This window comes from Allocoprococcus comes (assembly GCF_013300725.1).
In the GTDB taxonomy this organism is placed as follows: Bacteria; Bacillota; Clostridia; order Lachnospirales; family Lachnospiraceae; genus Allocoprococcus; species Allocoprococcus comes_A.
Genome location: NZ_JAAIMM010000039.1, coordinates 1 through 17,434, shown reverse-complemented (window position 1 = coordinate 17,434; position 17,434 = coordinate 1). Strand labels below are relative to the sequence as shown.

Below are 17,434 nucleotides of genomic sequence, written 5' to 3'. Positions count from 1 at the left end.
GCAGTTACGGAGATCCCCAATACGTTCCCCATGTGATGCGGTATTATTCCGGTGGCAGCCTGTTTGCTGGTTTGTTTGGTAATCAGCAGATTGTGTCGGTTGCAATGGGGCAGCTTGGAAACAGTGGCGGTCAGAAGTTCTGGAGCTGGTACGGATTTGACAGTCGGGTAGAATGGTGTGCCTGTTTTGTAAGCTGGTGTGCGGATCAGAGCGGTCTGATTGCAAGTGGGAATGTTCCTAAATTCTCATTGTGCAGTGATGGAGTGTCCTGGTTTCAGGGAAAGAATAAGTGGCAGAGTGGCGGAACAACTCCGACAGCTGGAATGATCATCTTTTTTGACTGGGATCATGATGGAACATCGGATCATGTAGGAATAGTAGAAAAGTGTGAAGGTGGAAGAGTTTACACGATTGAGGGAAATTCCAGTGATCAGGTACGGCAGAGAAATTATGCAGTAGATTACAGTTCTATAATGGGATATGGGGTGATAAATTGATGGTTTCTTTCATAATTTGTTAAGGATTTTATAAGGGAGTTAATGAATTCTTTGGAAAATAGTCACAAAATAGGCACAGTTGATTGATAAATTGTTATTGTAACTTTTAGTGATAGACATATAAAGAGTTAGAAATCTTTATAATTGACTTGAATTAGGAGGTAGTGAATATGAGTGATCAGAATGTAAAAGCAGCACAAAAATATTTAAATGCGATGTTTGGTGGACATAAGGATTGGGTAAAACTGGATGAAGATGGAAAGACCGGAACAGCCGTGATGCAGGGAATCATTCGTGCATTTCAGATTCAGAATGGAATCTCAACGATTACAGGAACGGTTGGACCACTTACTATTAATACCATGAAGAAGTTAGCCATTATTACAAAAATGGATCCGAATGATACTCCGCAGGTTAATGTATGCTTGATTCAGTGTGCTCTGTTTTGCAAAGGATATGCTGCTGGAGGAATTACTGGAATTTATTATACATCAGGAGTAAATGCAGTTAAAAAGATGCAGGAAAATGCAGGACTGGAAGTTACGGGCAAAATTGATTGGAAAGTTTGGTCTGGATTGTTATCCCTAAACTGGTTTACAAAGGTTTCTGGTGGGGATTCCAATATTGTTCTTATTCAACAGCAATTAAATAGTGACTGGTCAGATGTTATTGGTGTTGGACCTTGTGATGGAATTGCCTCAAGACAGACAATTTTGTCTTTAGTTGGTGCATTGCAGGCGGCTGAAGGAGTTACAACTGAATTAATTACAGATTTGAATTCAGTTAATTTTGGCGATGCAACAACAAATGCGTTTCCGGGTACATTACAGAACGGACAGAACTCGACGAAATATGTTCCATTTAATAAGATTGCTCAATACGGACTATATTTTAACGGATATAATCCGGGAAGATTCGATGGCGTGTTTGATTCGACTACAGAGTCAAAGGTGTCAGAATTTCAGGAGTTTTATGGTCTGACAGGAATTGGACTTGTAACAAAAGGAAAAGTAAATGTTTCTACTATGAAATCATTGCTTACGAGTAAAGGCGATACAAACAGGGCAGCAAAAGCGTGTGACTGTGCAACAGTATTAAATAAACAACAGGCATTAGATATAAAAAATGCAGGGTATACTCATGTAGGACGTTATCTGACAGGTTCTGTTGGAAAAGAACATACACCGAAATATTTGACATCAACAGAAGTGAAAAACATTGAAAATGCAGGATTATCGGTATTCCCGATATATCAGGATGGAGGATATGAATTAAACTATTTTAAGGATCCGTCCCAGGGAAGTGTTGATGCACAGACAGCAATTTTAGCAGCCGAGAGAATCGGTATACCAAGTGGAACGACTATATACTTTGCAGTGGATTTTGATTGTTATTCATATCAGATTGATACATTTATTATACCTTATTTTGAACAGATTCACATGATCTTTTTCAGTTCGACAAATGATAAAAATTATAAAGTCGGCATTTATGCACCAAGATATGTATGTACTAAAGTTTATGAAGCAGGATTGGCAAGTAAATCATTTGTGGCAGATATGTCAACTGGATTTAGCTGTAATTTGGGATATTCGATGCCGAAGAACTGGGCATTTGATCAATTTTGTGAGTTGAACTCATTTTCTTCATCACCTTCGTTCCCACTGGATAAAGATGCATATTCAGGGAGAGATACTGGATTTAAAAAGTTCGATGCCGTATCGACAAAAACAGATGAGGAAATAGCGCAAGAAAATCTTCGGGCAAAGGTAAAAATAGCACGAAATCAATATGTCTATAATGTAATGGAGCCGCTTGGTTATCTGAATAAAATTATGGATGTGGGTGTGGAGTATGATAAGGAAATTTCACTGGGAACAATGATGAGTCCTCAAGGAGCAATTGATATTTCTACTAAAATATCCACATCGCTTGAAAGTTCAACTGGTAAAATTTATAATATAAAAGTGGATATAGGAAATGATGGAGAATTGACACAAACTTGCAAAAATCAAATTATGGAGATTTCATCAAATTTATCAGATACAGGTATAGAGGGAGCAGATAACTTTGGAAATACGATAGAAAAAATTGCTTTATCGGTTAAATCTGGTAATATTGCTTTTGAAATAAATAATGTTTTTGCCAATAGTGTAGAGTTTTCCATTGTATTTAGTACATCAGATTTGCTGCCAGAAGAGGAAAAAGAGTGGACAATATCGGTTGCTTTGATTTTTACAATGACATTAAATTCTAATAGTGGTCTTGAATTTAATGTTGTAGAATTCACAAAAGAGCATAGTAATATACTGGCAGGAGCCGTAATATTAGTTCTTGCGGGTGCATTAGTTGTAAATGCAATTCCGTCAATTATTGCTTTATTTTCAGCTGGAGCAGGTACTGTTTTTGGTTTGTTGATTCAAGCGCTGTAAATTGTAAAAGAATAAAAGAGACAATGGCCAGAGGTTCGATTTTATAAAGAGGACCTCTGGCAAAAGGGGGATTAAGAAGAATGCATATTAAATCAATTGTGTCAGATGAGGATAGGGAAGAATTAGAAAGAATGCTTTCGCTTGGGTTTATAATTCCTAATCAATTATTTAAAACAAGACAGAAAAGTAGAATGATTATCTATATTTTTACACCTGTAGAATTTTTACTGTCGATTAATTGTTATCTGTCGGAAAGTTATTTGATGTTTGGAATAGGGATTGGAACTTGTGTGGCTTGTGTGGCTTGGATTATTTGGTATCAAATGATTGGTAAAAATTTTGAAAAAAATGTTCATGAATTTGTCTGGGGTAGATCAGGATATGAAACGGTGGATATCGATGAAAACGCAATTAAAATAGATGAAGATCAAATTTATGAATTTAAAAATATTGATAGAATGTTCTTATATAAAAACTTCTTTTTTTTCATAACAAATGAAAAGAAAATATTTATATTTAAAACGACAGATATGGAGTCGGATGAACTTATAAAAATTATTAAAACAACAGGGATTTTATTTGAAAAAAAAGAAAAACCATTTAATATTTATAAGTATTGTAAAAAAGGAAAAAGTTTTTAAAAATAAGCAGAGGATGGTGGATTTATCATCCTTTTAGAGAAGAGCATGTATTTTAAAGGGAATCTGGTTTTGCAGGTTCCCTTTTTGCCATCAAAAACGTTGATGTTTTATCAAATGACGCTAAAAATAAAAAGAATAATGCAGGGGGTGACATTATTAGTTATCGCTGTAATATTTGGATAAAATATAAATAAAACATAAAAAATATAAATAAATTATAAAATGGCGACAGTTTTTTCTTGTTCAAGTGTTTATTATATAGAGGACAAAATAAGACAGCAAAGGAAGTGGTGCTGTTGCATCGGAAAAATGACACAAAATTAGTGATGTCCATTCGGGAAAAGAATTGAAGGGGATTCTTTTCCCCATTTGTCGTGTTACGAAAGACTGAGGGTAAGAAAATATGCTAGAACTTGCAATCTGTGATGATGACATCATCCTATGTAATTGGTTAGAACAGAAGCTGCTCCATTATGGGAAAGCGAATGACTGTCAGATATCTATAGAAATATACTATTCTGCGGAGCAGCTTCTTAACAGGCTGGAAGAAGAATCCTACGATATGTTATTCCTTGATATTTGTCTGGAACATGAGAATGGAATTGATATCGGAACGGAGATACGAAAGAAAAATTATGGAAAAGAACTGCGGATTACCTATATTTCAACATATCAGGAATATGCTATGAAATTATTCCGTATTCATCCATTTGATTTTCTTGTAAAGCCAATCCGAGAGGAAGAACTTTTCCGGGTGATAGGTGAATTACGGGAACCGTTAAAAGAACGGAAGAAAATATTTGAATATACGGATACAAAAGGAATCCACAAGATTTCTTATGACAAGATCCTGTATTTTTATAGTCTGGGAAAAAGAGTACATATCGTGACATCGGAAAAAGAATATGAATATCGAGGAAAATTAAAGGATGTAGCGGATGTAACAGAAGAATATTTCTTACTGATTCACAAGTCCTATCTCATCAATATGGAACACGTGGAGCATTACGAATATGACAACGTGGTTATGAAAGACAAGACACGTCTCAGTATCAGTAAAGCAAATCGCAAGAAGGTCAGGGAAAGACTATTACAAACGGAGAAGAAAAGATTATGAATATCCATTTGATCACTTATCTGACAAGTAAATTATTCTGGATTTATACTGTGTTCCGTTACAATACCATCCTGTATCCAAAAAATGAGGATACACAAAAGCTATTTGCATATTTTTGTGCATATCTGCTTTCATGCTGGGGAAGCATGCAGTGGGGAACGATGTACGGAGATCTGATCTTTGAGCTGATAGCTCTGTTAATTATAACAGTGGCATATCAGGCAGACTGGCAACATCATGTCTGGAATACACTTATGGTATATATTATGGGAATTTTATGTGATGGGATTCCAATCGTGTTCTTTCAACGGTATGCGGTAGCAAGAAATCCGGTGCATCATCACATGGGACCGGGAACTATTGTAATGGGAAATTTTATATTCTTTTTACTGGAAGTCATTATTGAAAGAAAAGTAGGTGTAAAGAGAAGTTATTATATAAAGAACCGTCATTGGCTTGCTATGCTTTCTGTCCCGGTGATCAGCATTATAGTCTGTATCAGGATATTGCTGCCAGACAGAAGAGGTGTGCGGTCTACGATTGTATTATTCTTACTGTTTATCAATGTGTTTATTTTCTATCTGCACGATGAGGTTCAGAAAAGTTATATTGAAACAGCAAAACAGGAAGAGATGAAAATTCAGATGAGCCAGTATGCAAAAGAACTGGAGATGATGATGAAATCACAGGACAGGCTGAATAAGATACATCATGATTACAAGCACCATCTTACAACAATAGGGGCAATGGCAAAAACGGGAGGAAATGAAGAGATTCTATCGTATCTGAAACAAATGGAGAATATAGCCGGAACAGCCTTATGTCATCATTTATATACAGAAAACCGTAATATGAATAATCTGCTGAATTATATTTTGGAAGATTCGAAATCAGTAATTGAAAATCCGGAGATTTCTGTAGAAATACCGAATCATATAGGGGAAGAATTATTTGATATAAGTATAATAGTGGGAAATCTTATGGATAATGCTATTCGTGGGACAGCAGCTTCAGATGAAAGGAGATTATCGTTTCAGATGTATTATGGAAAAGGAATCATGAATATCCAGATTGAGAATAGCATAAAAGATACACCAAAAGTGCGGAATGGAATTTATCTGACAACGAAAAGCAGGAAAGAAGGACATGGAATAGGATTACAAAATGTGAAACTCGTAGTAGAAAAATATCATGGTCAGATGGAGATCTGCCATACGGAGAAATCCTTTCAAGTGAAAATATTATTATATATGAAATTAGATGAAAAATAGTAAGGCGATGGTGTCTTACTATTTTTTTCGACCGATTTCGTCTATTTTTGCCACCTCAAGGGGCATTTTTACCATTTATGAAAATTTTGTGATTTTTTAGATTATAGTAGTGCCAAAGTCAGAAAAAAGGAGGGTAGCGGTTATTTTGTAAAGGAATTATAGAAAAAGATTACAAGAGGGAGAAAGAGACTATGAAGAGATTTCGAAAGTCGGCTATAGCCTTAGTACTTGCACTCCTGATGGCACTACAGGGAACAGAGCCTATTTTTGTACAGGCAAAAGAGGCCATTGAGGATGTACAGAAGAATGCAGATTTCTCCAGACCAGAGGCTTTGACGGAAGAGGAAGCAGGGATTACAGATTCCACATCTGGAGAACAAGATAAGAGTCAGCAGTCTGATGCGGACGTACAAAATGAAACGACGCCATCAGAAGATACAGAGACGCAGGAAGAACAGACAACTCCAGCGGAAGAAACAGAAGAAAATCCGCAGGAAAAAGAAGTGGAGTTGAAAGAACCACAGGATTACTATCCGATTCCAGAAGAACCGGAAGGTGAACTGATTGATTATGATGCCATTTCCAAGACTTATAAGACAGGGGACAAGCAGTATACAACCGTTTATGGAGGTTATGTCGGAACTTATAAGAATGAGGATGGAGATACCGAGCTGGTTGATAATACACTTGTAAAACCAGAAGAAGCAGATACTCCGGCATCCGAAGAAGCACAGGAAGCCAGCAGTGTAGTGGCAACTGAAGAAAAGGAAGAGAAAACAGAAGTTTATCAGAACAAGGCAAACGATTATGCTATCCTTCTTCCGGAACAGATGTCAGAAGAGAATGGTGTAACGATTGAAAATGGAAAGACCAGAATCGGGATCATTCCGGTAGATGGAGATTATACACATTCCGTTATTAAAGACAATGCGATCCTTTATAATGAAGTTTACGAGGGCGCAGATGTTCAGTATACAGTACTGGATTCCAGCATTAAGGAAGATATCGTACTTCAGCAGCCAACAGACAGGGAAGTCTATGAATACGAGCTGCAGATTCCGGGGTATCAGGCAGAAGTAAAAGACAATCAGGTCTATATCTATCCGGAAGGGAAGACAATCAAAGATGCGAAGTATCTTCTGGAGACGCCATCAATGGAAGATGCTGCCGGGGAAATCAGTTTCCTGATCACATTGGAACTTCGGGAAGAAGATGGAAAAACAATCCTGACCGTAAAACCAGATAGGGATTGGCTTTCGGCAGAAGAACGTCAGTATCCGGTCAGGATCGATCCGACACCAGTAGAGATTCAGAAGAGTTCCTTTAACATGATCGGTGTGGAAGAGGGAAGTCCTACCAGTCAGATTGGTGACAACAATTATCCGTATGTCGGATTTGATGATGGTATTAAGTCTGGGAACCTTGCAGGATTTGGTACTGCACACCAGAACTGCCGGACTTATATCAAAGTAAATTCAAATTTTAGTCAGATTCCGAAAGATTCCAAAATTGACAGTGCAACATTTGCAGTCAGTCAGAAAACTGCATACAGTGGTGGTGCATCCCAGTTTGGACTTTATCGTGTAGATCAGTCGTGGAACACCTCCATCACATGGAAAACAAAACCAGTAAATCTTACGTTTCAGGATGTACAGAATGCAAGTACCAGCAGGAACAGCTATATCAATTATGACGTCAAAGATCTGGTCAATGACTGGGTGCAGGGAACTCATGCGAATAACGGATTTGCACTGGTAGCCATTGCCGAGGCAAATAACCTTGGAGCTTCTATGCAGTGTGAGGTACTGAATAACAGGGCATCCGTTTATGGACCGAAACTCAGCATCCAGTGGTCACCGGCTGAAGATCCATATCTGCGAGATATGTCACTGGATGAAACAACGATCCTGCTTCGCCCGATGACAGAAAAGAATACAAATGGAAAGCTGAAGTTTGATGCCGTATTTGCAGACGGAATTGCAAAGAGCAAATCTACAGTAGAATATTATCTGCTTCCAGATGAGGAAAATGAAGAACATCACGAAACAGATGCAAAACCATTGTATTCCTATCCAGACAGTACTGAATACAATAAGCAGTTCCCGGAGGCGAATAAGTATTACAGCAAAGATTCCAACTGGCAGAGTGCACTGTATTCAGGGCTGACGAAGGACAAGCTTTATAAGATCAAAGCAAAAGCATCGAAAGAGATTGATGGAAAGCTGGAAACAGGAAAAGAAGTGACCAGTGACAGCTTTGTGATCTATGAAGTGAAGCAGTTTGATACATTCCCGAAGATTGCAAAATATTATGGTGTTCCGCTTAAGAACATTATGAAAGACAATCAGGTTATGGACGCACTGGTAGTCGCAAATAACACGATCTTTATCCGTAACCCACAGACAAATGTTCCATATAGTCCTGCACCGCTTACCGATCAGGATAAGATGCGGATTGACGGAGCATTGATGGGAAGAGGCCTGCACTGTGAATTTGGATTTGAACCAGTCAACTTAAATACTGGTAACTTCTACATGGATCAGTCCGATGCGACGATGAATGAACTGAATGGAGAATTCTCCATTACAAGAAGCTACAATTCCAAAGGAACAGACCAGCATTCCATGTTCGGACGTGGATGGAGCTTTAACTATGACCAGTCACTTTCTCAAATGGAGGACGGAAGTCTTCTGTATATGAGAGGGGACGGAAGTTATCTGATCTTTGATAAGAATGAAGATGGAAGCTACACTGCTCCGGATGGTTATGTATATGATTTAAAAGCAGTCAGCTATAAAGATACAGACCATGACTACATCGGATGGGAACTGACAGATGCGGATCAGAGCGTCTGGTCATTTGATAAATATGGAATTTTACGTTATGTAACGGATGTGAATGGATTTAAGACAGTATTAGATTATGACGATGATTATAATCTGAGTAAGATTACAACACCATCCGGAAAAACATTCGGGGTAAAACAGGATAAATTCGGGCATATCAAGGAACTGTCTCTTCCAGATGGTGGAAAAGTTTCTTACAAATATGATGAGCAGGGAAATCTGATATCTGTAACAGATCCGAATGGAACAACAAAAGAGTACAAATATGATGATGACAGCCGTATGACAAGCTGGAAAGATGAGAATGGCAATACGGTTGTAAAGAATACTTACGATAAAGAAGGAAGAGTTGTAGAGCAGACTGATGCAGAAAAAGGAACGGCAACTTTCAAGTACGGAAAGAGTTCTACTACAACAACGGATAACGAAGGAAATAAGACCGTTTATCATTATGATGATCAGTACCGCACAACATCCATTGAATATCCGGATGGAACAACCTGTGAAAAGACTTATAATGCAGAGAATCAGCTTGCTTCCGAAACGACAGCAGCCGGAACAAAAACTTACACTTATGATACATTTGGCAATGTAGCAACGGAGACAAGAGAGGATGGAAAGACAGCCTCTTATACTTATAATGAGCAGAATAAGCTGACCAGTGCAACTGGATATAACGGAGCAACGGTTACTTACAGTTATGACGGTAATGGAAATATGGTCACATCTACAAAACCGGATGGAACAGCCATTACCTATACTTACGATGACAAACATCGTATGGTATCCCAGACAGACGGCAGAGGTGTCACAACAACGTATTCGTATGACGGACCGAACATGACCGGATATGTGGATGGAAATGGAGCAGCATGGGGATTCACGTATGACGCGATGAATCGTGCAGTTACCATGACAGATCCACTTGGAAATGTAACCTCGAACAGTTACGATGCGAATGGCAATCTGACTTCCAAGACAGCAGCCGATGGCGGTGTGACCGCTTATACGCTGGATGGTGTGGGAAATATTACAGCAAGTACTGACGCACTGGGGAATACCACCACTTATACTTATGATAAGATGTACAACATGACCAGTGGTACAGATCCGAAAGGAAATCAGATCAGCTACGTTTATGATAAGAATTATCAGCAGGTCAAAGCAACCGATGCAAAAGGAAATACAATTACTTATAAGTATGACAGCATGGGACGTGTCATAGAAGAGAGTAATAAAGATTTTGGAACAAAGCTCTATGAATATGACAAAGCAGGAAATCTGAAAAAATATACCGATGGAAATGGAAATGCAACCGTATCCAAGTTTGATTCTCTTGGACAGGTGCTTCAGTCCAAAGATGCAGTTGGTAATATAACCAAATATGAATATGACGCATTAGGAAATGAAACCAAGATTACTTATGGAGATGGAAGCAGCCATTCCAAGGAATATGATAACTGCGGAAGACTCGCTAAAGAGACAGATGAATTAGGTGCAGTTACCACTTATACTTATGATGCGGCAGACAATCTGGTATCAAAATCAGATGACAGTGGAAGAACCTGGACTTATACCTACGATAATACAGGAAACCGCTTAAGTGAAACCAACCCAGAAGGTGGAACTACCACATATACTTATGATAAAGCAGGAAATCTGGTATCTTCTACCGATGAAGAGGGAAGAACAGATACTTATGCTTACGACAAGGCAGGAAATCTGACTACATCCAAAGATGCCCTTGGATATACCGTATCCATGAAGTATGACTTAAATGGAAATCTGGTATCCTCTACCGATGAAAATGGAAATACCAGTACCATGACTTACGATGGTAATGGAAACATGACATCGGTAAGCGATGCAAAGGGCAACATTACAGCAATGAAATATGATTCCACCGACAATCTGGAACAGACGGTGGATGCCCTGAAAGGAAAGACCACTTACGAATACGATTCACAGGGCAACAGCACAAAGATGACAGATGCCCTCGGCAATGCGTATAGTTATGTGTATGATAAAGAGGGAAATAACACATCCATAATACTGCCGACAGGGGACAAGGTGCTGATGGAGTACGATGCCATCGGACAGCTTGTAAAATGTACGGATGCACAGGGACTCGTAATTACCTATCAATATGACGGAGCAGGCAACCTGATCCATTCCTCCGACAATGGTGGAAACAGTATGGATTATACTTATGATGGTGCCGGAAATGTACTGACACAGACCGATGAACTTGGCAGGACAGCAACATACAAGTACGATCAGTACGGCAGACTCCTGAAACTTACTGAAGCAGACGGAAGTATCACATCTTATGAATATGATGTTATGGACCGCATTACAGCGGTAACGGATGCGGAAGGTCATAAAACAACCTTTACCTACGATAAAGTCGGCAACCAGTTATCCATGACAGAAGAAGAGGAAGCCACATATAAATACGCTTACGATAAGAAAGACCGGGTTATTTCTCAGACAAATCCACTGGGAGCATCCAGCACCTTTAAGTATGACGGAAATGATAATGTGACGGAATCTGTCGATGAAAACGGTACGGTTACCAAGTATGCTTACGATAAAAATGACAATCTCGTATCTCAGACAGACGGAAATGGAAATACGACAACCTACCAGTATGATGAACTGGACCGCAAGATCGGTGAGACTTCTCCGTTAAAAGAAACAAATGAATACCGTTATGATGCCATTGGAAATCTTACCAAATCAAAAGATCCGATGGGACTCATTACCGAATACAAATATGACAGCCTGAGTAACATGACGGAACAGATTTCTCCAAAGGGAGCAGTTACCAAATATGATTACGACAAGCATGGCAATGTCATTTCTGTAACGGATGCAAAGGGAAATGAGACACAGTACAGTGTTGACCTGAATGACAATGTCACAAAGATGACACAGGCGAATGGTGGAGAGTATACCTATAGTTATGATAAAGCCGGACGTCTGAAGAGTATGACCAGTCCACTGGGTTATACTAAAAATTTCTCTTATGATAAAGTGGACAACGTGGTAAAAGAAAGCGACAGCTTAAAGAGTACCACTACTTATACTTACGATAAGCTCCATAACATGAAGTCTTCTACCAATGCACTGGATGGAACAACCAGCTTTTCTTATGATAAGTATGGCAATCTGGTGAAGGAGACAGATCCGCTTGGACGGAGCAATACCTACAGTTATGACCTGGCAGGTCAGATGACTTCTGCAGCTGATCCGCTTGGTAAGATAACTGCTTACACTTACGACCCGGCAGGAAATATTACTGAGATCACCAAACCGGGTGGAAGAAAGACCAGCTATGGATATGATAAGAATTATAATGTTACATCTGTAACAGATCCGATGGGCTATGTTGCAAAGACAGTCTACGATAAAGACAACCGTGTAACAGAAGAGACCGATGCACTGGGGCAGAAGGAATCCTATACCTATGATAAGGACAGCAGGGTAACTTCTATTACAGACAAGCGTGGATTCACAACGGGATTTGATTACGATGCACATGGGAATATTCAGGTTGTTACAGATAAGACCGGATTAAAGAGCCATCTGGAATATGACAAGAATGACAACCTGACCAAAGTAACTGATGCCCTTGGCGGTGTAACAACTTATGGTTACGACAACATGGATAACCTGGTGACCTTCACCAATGCAGCAAATAAGACAACGAATTATACTTATGACTTAGAAGGCAACCTGACATCCATCAAAGATCCGGCAGGAAGAACGGAGAAATTCGACTATGATGAAAAAGGCAGACTGACCGGACATACACAGGCAAGCGGCAAGAAAACCACGTATGATTACGACAAACTGAATGACCTGTTGGAGAAATCTTATCAGGACGCAAAAGGCGAGACATCCGAAAAGGACGTGACCTACGCATATAACAGTGCCGGGGAACGGGTATCCATGAAGGATCAGACAGGCAAGAGCAGCTACGAATACGATGCACTTGGAAGAATCACCAAAGTGACAAGCGGTTCGAAAAAGGATGTCAGCTACGTTTATGATGACGCAGATAATCTGCAGGCAATCGTATACCCGGATGGGACAAAGATCAGCTATGAATACGACTTAAATGATAATCTGGTAAAACTGACAGACCGTAATAGAAAAGTAACCACTTACAAGCATGATGCACTGAACCGTGTGACAGAAGTTACTAGAAGTAATGGAACAAAGACGGAAGTATCTTACGATGCAGAAGATCATATCACAAAGATTGTGAATACCTGTGGTTCCTGCGGCAAAGTAATCAGTACTTATGAGTACAAGTACAATGATCAGGGATATGTAGTTGGAGAAACAGCTACGGAACTGGAAGCTGGAACAAGAAAGACGCCAAGCTGGGAAGACTGGTACAACTGGGGCGATACACAGAAAGAGACAGACAAAGCAGACTGTGAGCATCAGGAAAAAGAGATCCAGACGACACGTACCTATGAATACGATGACAACTGGGAACTGACACGCTGTACAGAAAAAGCAGAGGGCGGTAAAAAGACAGTCCATAATTATACTTATGACAAGATTGGAAACCGGACCTCTTACGAGAAGATCGAGGATGGTGTCAGCAAAGCAAAATATAACTATAAGTACAACGATTCCAACCAGCTCATCAAACGCACCAATGCAAAGATCTGGGGCGATCCGGGAACAACCTACAGCTATGATAAAGATGGCAATCTGATCCAGGAATGTGATAAGACAAACAGTGCAGATCCGGTTACTTATGAATACACAGCAGAGAATCGTTTGGCAGTAGTAAAACAGGGTGGAACAGTCCTGATGGCAGCCATGTACGATGGAGATAACAACCGGGTATTCGAACTTGATAACACCTATAAATGGGAAGACTGCTATGGCGATGAAGTCCTGATCCCGGCGAACCAGCGTACCGAAGATGGAAACAGCCCGAAAGAGCAGCTTGCCTCTCTGGTAAAAGGCGGTTCCAATGCCAAAGGATACACACTGACAGAGTATATCAACGATATCAATCGCGAGAATACAGAAGTCCTTGCAGAGTATGGAGCAGACGAGAAAGTACGTCAGGCTTATACTTATGGAGAAAGTGGAATCGGAGAACGGGTAAGCGTTGATAAATCGGAAGAAAGCAGTTATTATTTATATGACGGAAGAAACAGCGTGACCGGAATCCTGACCGAAACAGCTAATCTGACGAACAGTTATCAGTATGATTCATACGGTAACCTTACATCAGGAACAGCAGACGGTGTCAATTACTACGGTTACAATGGGGAGTCCACAAATGTAAAAACAGGACTTCAGTATCTGCGGGCAAGATACTATAACGCAGAGAACGGAACCTTTACAACTGAAGATAGTGACCTTGGAACGACAGAAAATCCATTGACCAGAAACCGCTACGATTATACGACCAATAATCCGCTGAATTACAGTGATCCGACAGGACATTCATTGTGGAGCAGGATTAAGAGTACAGCTAAAAAAGCAGCGAAAGCAGTCAAGAGTGTCGGCAAGAAAATCGTTAATACTGCGAAAAAGGTAGTCAAAACAGTAGTAAATACAGCTAAGAAAGCAGCAAAAACTATTGTTAACACAGTGAAGGGGGTAGCAAAAACTGCCAAAAATGCAGCTAAACATGCAAAACAGACATATCAATCTGTGAAAAATCGTGTAACCAGTAGCAGTACATATCAAAAGATCACATCCAGAGGAAGTCAGTTTATTCGTTCTGTAAGCAATGGGGTACAGAAAATTGGAAAAACTTATACATCTTTCAAATCCTATGTTTCAGAAAGAACGGCAGAAATCCGCTCAGAAGTGGTACGACATATGTGTACGACAACAAATCGTATTACAGATAAGCTTGGAAAAGTAGACTGGAATGCGGTGAAAAAAGTAGCCATTGGTATAACTGCGGTTACAGTTTCTGGTCTTGTAGTTGCTGCAACAGGCGGTTTGGCTGCAGGAGCAGTTCTGGCAGCATTGCCAGCAATGGGTGGCTTAGGAACGGCGATGGTTTCAGGAGCAGTTATTGGAGCTATTGGTGGAGCTTCATATAGTGCAGTGAATTCAGGTTTGTCTGGAAATAGTCTGAAACAAGTAGCAAAAGATACGTTAGTCGGTGGTATTGCAGGAGCAGTGACAGGTGGCGTTATGGGTGGCCTTAGTTATGGGGCTGGGAAACTTTTGAATGTAGTAAGGAGTGCAGGAAGTACCCATAATGATGGGATTGATAAATCGTTTAAAAAATTAGTTGCAGAAGTAACCGAAACAAAATTGCCAGAAGGCACTTGGGAAAAACCACCATTAGAGCGAGGAGATATTATTGACAAAGCTATGGGAAATAACTTGGGACACAATTTCCCGACCATAGATAAAGTAGAAAATGGTGTTGTGACTAGTGTTAAAAGCCGAGACTTAGGTGCAAAGACTTATCAAAATGGTAATAAATTGGAAAAGGTAATTGTCAAGGACATTAATAAAGTTTCAGGATTTATAGGAGAAACATTTAATGGTAAATTTGTTAATGCGGAAGAAATAGTGGGTAGACAATTACAAGTAGTTGTTCCAAATGTAACATTAAGCGAAGCTCAGATAAATGCAGTTAATAATGCTACAAAACATGGTATTGATAAAGGTGTTAAACTCATTATTACAGTAGGAAAATAATAGCAAAGTAAATAGCTTAAGGGGAATATTTTATTCCCCTTAAGTAATAGAGAGGAGAAAACGGATATGATTTCTGTATATTATAATCAAAAATATGGTTTCTTAATTGTGCCTAATGCCATTGAAAGGTTTATGGGATGTTATATTTCTATCGAACCTACAATTGAAATTATGGCTGAAGAAACAATAGATAAGATAGGCTGTGCAATTAGAAAAGGAATAAAAATTGCAGAAAGTTCCCCAAAAGTAGACGAATCTCAATTAAACAATTTTTGGAAACAAACAAAATATAAAAGTTTTCCAACATTTTCCAAGAATTATCAAAGAATTGATTTGAAACAAAATGGAGATGAATTAGAAATTAGAAGATGGGAACGGAATAATAGAGGGGGATATTCGCGAAAAACGGAAGAAAAAGATTATATTAATTTTATAGAAATGTCGGATTATGAATTGGGCTTGTTTATAAAAAAAATGTTTGAACCATGTGAAATTAGAATTGATGAAACAGAAAGATTTGAAACATTAGAGGGGAAAATAATTAGTTATTCGATTCCAAATGAGCATTATAAAAATATTGGTGATGGTCATACAGATTCTTATATGACATATAGAAATGAAGATTATGATAAGTTGTATATTTCTTTTTTGATAGGTGATGGAACTGATTGTACAGATGAAGTAAGCATAAAAAATCATTACAAAAAAATATACAAGCAAATGTCGAATATTAAATTTGAAAGTAAATGTAATAAAAAATATGTACATTTTTTAACAGAAAATGGAGAAGTATTGCTGAGTTTTATTGATAATGGTTATGTGGAGTTTTTTATGTGCATTCCATATAATATTGAAAGAAAAGTTCAAAAGGAGTCAATAGAACAGTATTTAAAAATGTTATTTTCGATAAAAATTGAAGATAAATAAAGCGTGAAGGAGAGAATATGCAAAAGAAGAATTGTGTTTTGTGCATAAGTATAGGAATTATAGTATGTATATTGTTATCAGCTTGCTCCAGACAACCAGACTTTGATGCCAAATCCTACGTCCAAAGTTCTCTTGATGCACACTATCATGGAGAATATAAGGACTATGCGAATCTGTTAGAAATCTCGGAAAAAGATGCCAAGAAAGAAATCGAAGAGGATTTTAATGAGAGTATCCAACAGCAATTTGATGATTCCGATAACATTACGGATAAAGGAATTGCTGATTATGCGGAAAAACTGACAGAAGTAAAGAAACTGGCAAAATACAAAGTACAAGATGTGAAAGAAGAGGATGGAGTCTATACAGTAAGTGTACAAGTTGAACCATCCAATGTATTTCAGACATTGCAACAAAGCTCTACAGAGGTAAGCAATGAAAAAATAAAGCAGGGATTGGATGGAAATGATCCGGAAGTCTTTGCAGCTGTATTAACAGAAAGTGTCCAGAAGAGTCTTGAAAAGAACAGATATGGAAAAGCTGTTACTGTAAACGTATCCGTGGAAAAAGATAACTCAGGAAAATATGGTCTTTTGGATACAGAGATGAATAAGTTGGAAGCAGCGATGTTCCCAACAGAATAAGAATGAATGGAAAGCTATCAGAGGAAAAAAACTGGTAGCTTTCTTTTAAACTCCAAGACAAGAAAACTTGTTAAAAAAGCTATTGTAATAGTAGAAAAATTATAATAAATAATGGATGACAAGAGTCTTTTATTCATTATGAGAAAAAGAAGGAATCTCCTATGAACCAACAAGAAATATTCACGTAAGATGGAAAAAAGTGCTGTAATCGAAGAGGTTGCAGCATTTTTTTCTTCGACATTTTTCGAACATTATAACGTACCTATCCGGTCACCGCCATGCTCCGATTTGATTTCTATATCAAAAATCAGATCGGAGGAAAGATAAATGGCTTATAACAAGACAAGTGAAGAACGA

General features: G+C 38.6%; 8 protein-coding genes. All 8 read left to right on the top strand.

Features of this window, described 5'->3' with window-relative positions:
* The coding region (locus G4407_RS15265; RefSeq protein ID WP_173689562.1) for a CHAP domain-containing protein at nucleotides 1-497 on the top strand (497 nt) is incomplete at its 5' end.
* 170 nt (nucleotides 498-667) lie between these two features.
* On the top strand, nucleotides 668-2,929 hold the full coding sequence (locus tag G4407_RS15260) for a glycoside hydrolase domain-containing protein (protein ID WP_007884642.1): 2,262 nt from the start codon (nucleotides 668-670) through the stop codon (nucleotides 2,927-2,929).
* 80 nt (nucleotides 2,930-3,009) lie between these two features.
* Complete coding sequence (locus G4407_RS15255; RefSeq protein ID WP_006426967.1) at nucleotides 3,010-3,570, top strand: hypothetical protein; 561 nt, start codon at nucleotides 3,010-3,012, stop codon at nucleotides 3,568-3,570.
* Between the two features lie 403 nt (nucleotides 3,571-3,973).
* Nucleotides 3,974-4,687 carry a LytR/AlgR family response regulator transcription factor gene (locus G4407_RS15250; RefSeq protein ID WP_173689561.1) on the top strand — a complete coding sequence of 238 codons (714 nt, stop codon included), beginning with the start codon at nucleotides 3,974-3,976 and terminating at the stop codon, nucleotides 4,685-4,687.
* Entirely contained in the window at nucleotides 4,684-5,958 is a 1,275-nt protein-coding gene (locus G4407_RS15245) for a sensor histidine kinase (protein ID WP_055215245.1), read from the top strand. Before G4407_RS15250 ends, G4407_RS15245 begins: the two co-directional genes overlap by 4 nt.
* 191 nt (nucleotides 5,959-6,149) lie before the next feature.
* On the top strand, nucleotides 6,150-15,506 hold the full coding sequence (locus G4407_RS15240; protein WP_199669453.1) for a DUF6531 domain-containing protein: 9,357 nt from the start codon (nucleotides 6,150-6,152) through the stop codon (nucleotides 15,504-15,506).
* A gap of 66 nt (nucleotides 15,507-15,572) precedes the next feature.
* Entirely contained in the window at nucleotides 15,573-16,433 is an 861-nt protein-coding gene (locus tag G4407_RS15235; protein WP_007884653.1) for a contact-dependent growth inhibition system immunity protein, read from the top strand.
* Nucleotides 16,434-16,450: 17 nt separating this feature from the next.
* Entirely contained in the window at nucleotides 16,451-17,077 is a 627-nt protein-coding gene (locus G4407_RS15230; protein WP_007884654.1) for a hypothetical protein, read from the top strand.
* The last annotated feature ends 357 nt before the right edge of the window (nucleotides 17,078-17,434 follow it).

Excerpts from the sequence above, each read along its gene's own strand:
- G4407_RS15260 (WP_007884642.1), top strand. The coding sequence starts at position 668 with ATGAGTGATCAGAATGTAAAAGCAGCACAAAAATATTTAAATGCGATG.
- G4407_RS15255 (WP_006426967.1), top strand. The coding sequence starts at position 3,010 with ATGCATATTAAATCAATTGTGTCAGATGAGGATAGGGAAGAATTAGAA.
- G4407_RS15250 (WP_173689561.1), top strand. The coding sequence starts at position 3,974 with ATGCTAGAACTTGCAATCTGTGATGATGACATCATCCTATGTAATTGG.
- G4407_RS15245 (WP_055215245.1), top strand. The coding sequence starts at position 4,684 with ATGAATATCCATTTGATCACTTATCTGACAAGTAAATTATTCTGGATT.
- G4407_RS15240 (WP_199669453.1), top strand. The coding sequence starts at position 6,150 with ATGAAGAGATTTCGAAAGTCGGCTATAGCCTTAGTACTTGCACTCCTG.
- G4407_RS15235 (WP_007884653.1), top strand. The coding sequence starts at position 15,573 with ATGATTTCTGTATATTATAATCAAAAATATGGTTTCTTAATTGTGCCT.
- G4407_RS15230 (WP_007884654.1), top strand. The coding sequence starts at position 16,451 with ATGCAAAAGAAGAATTGTGTTTTGTGCATAAGTATAGGAATTATAGTA.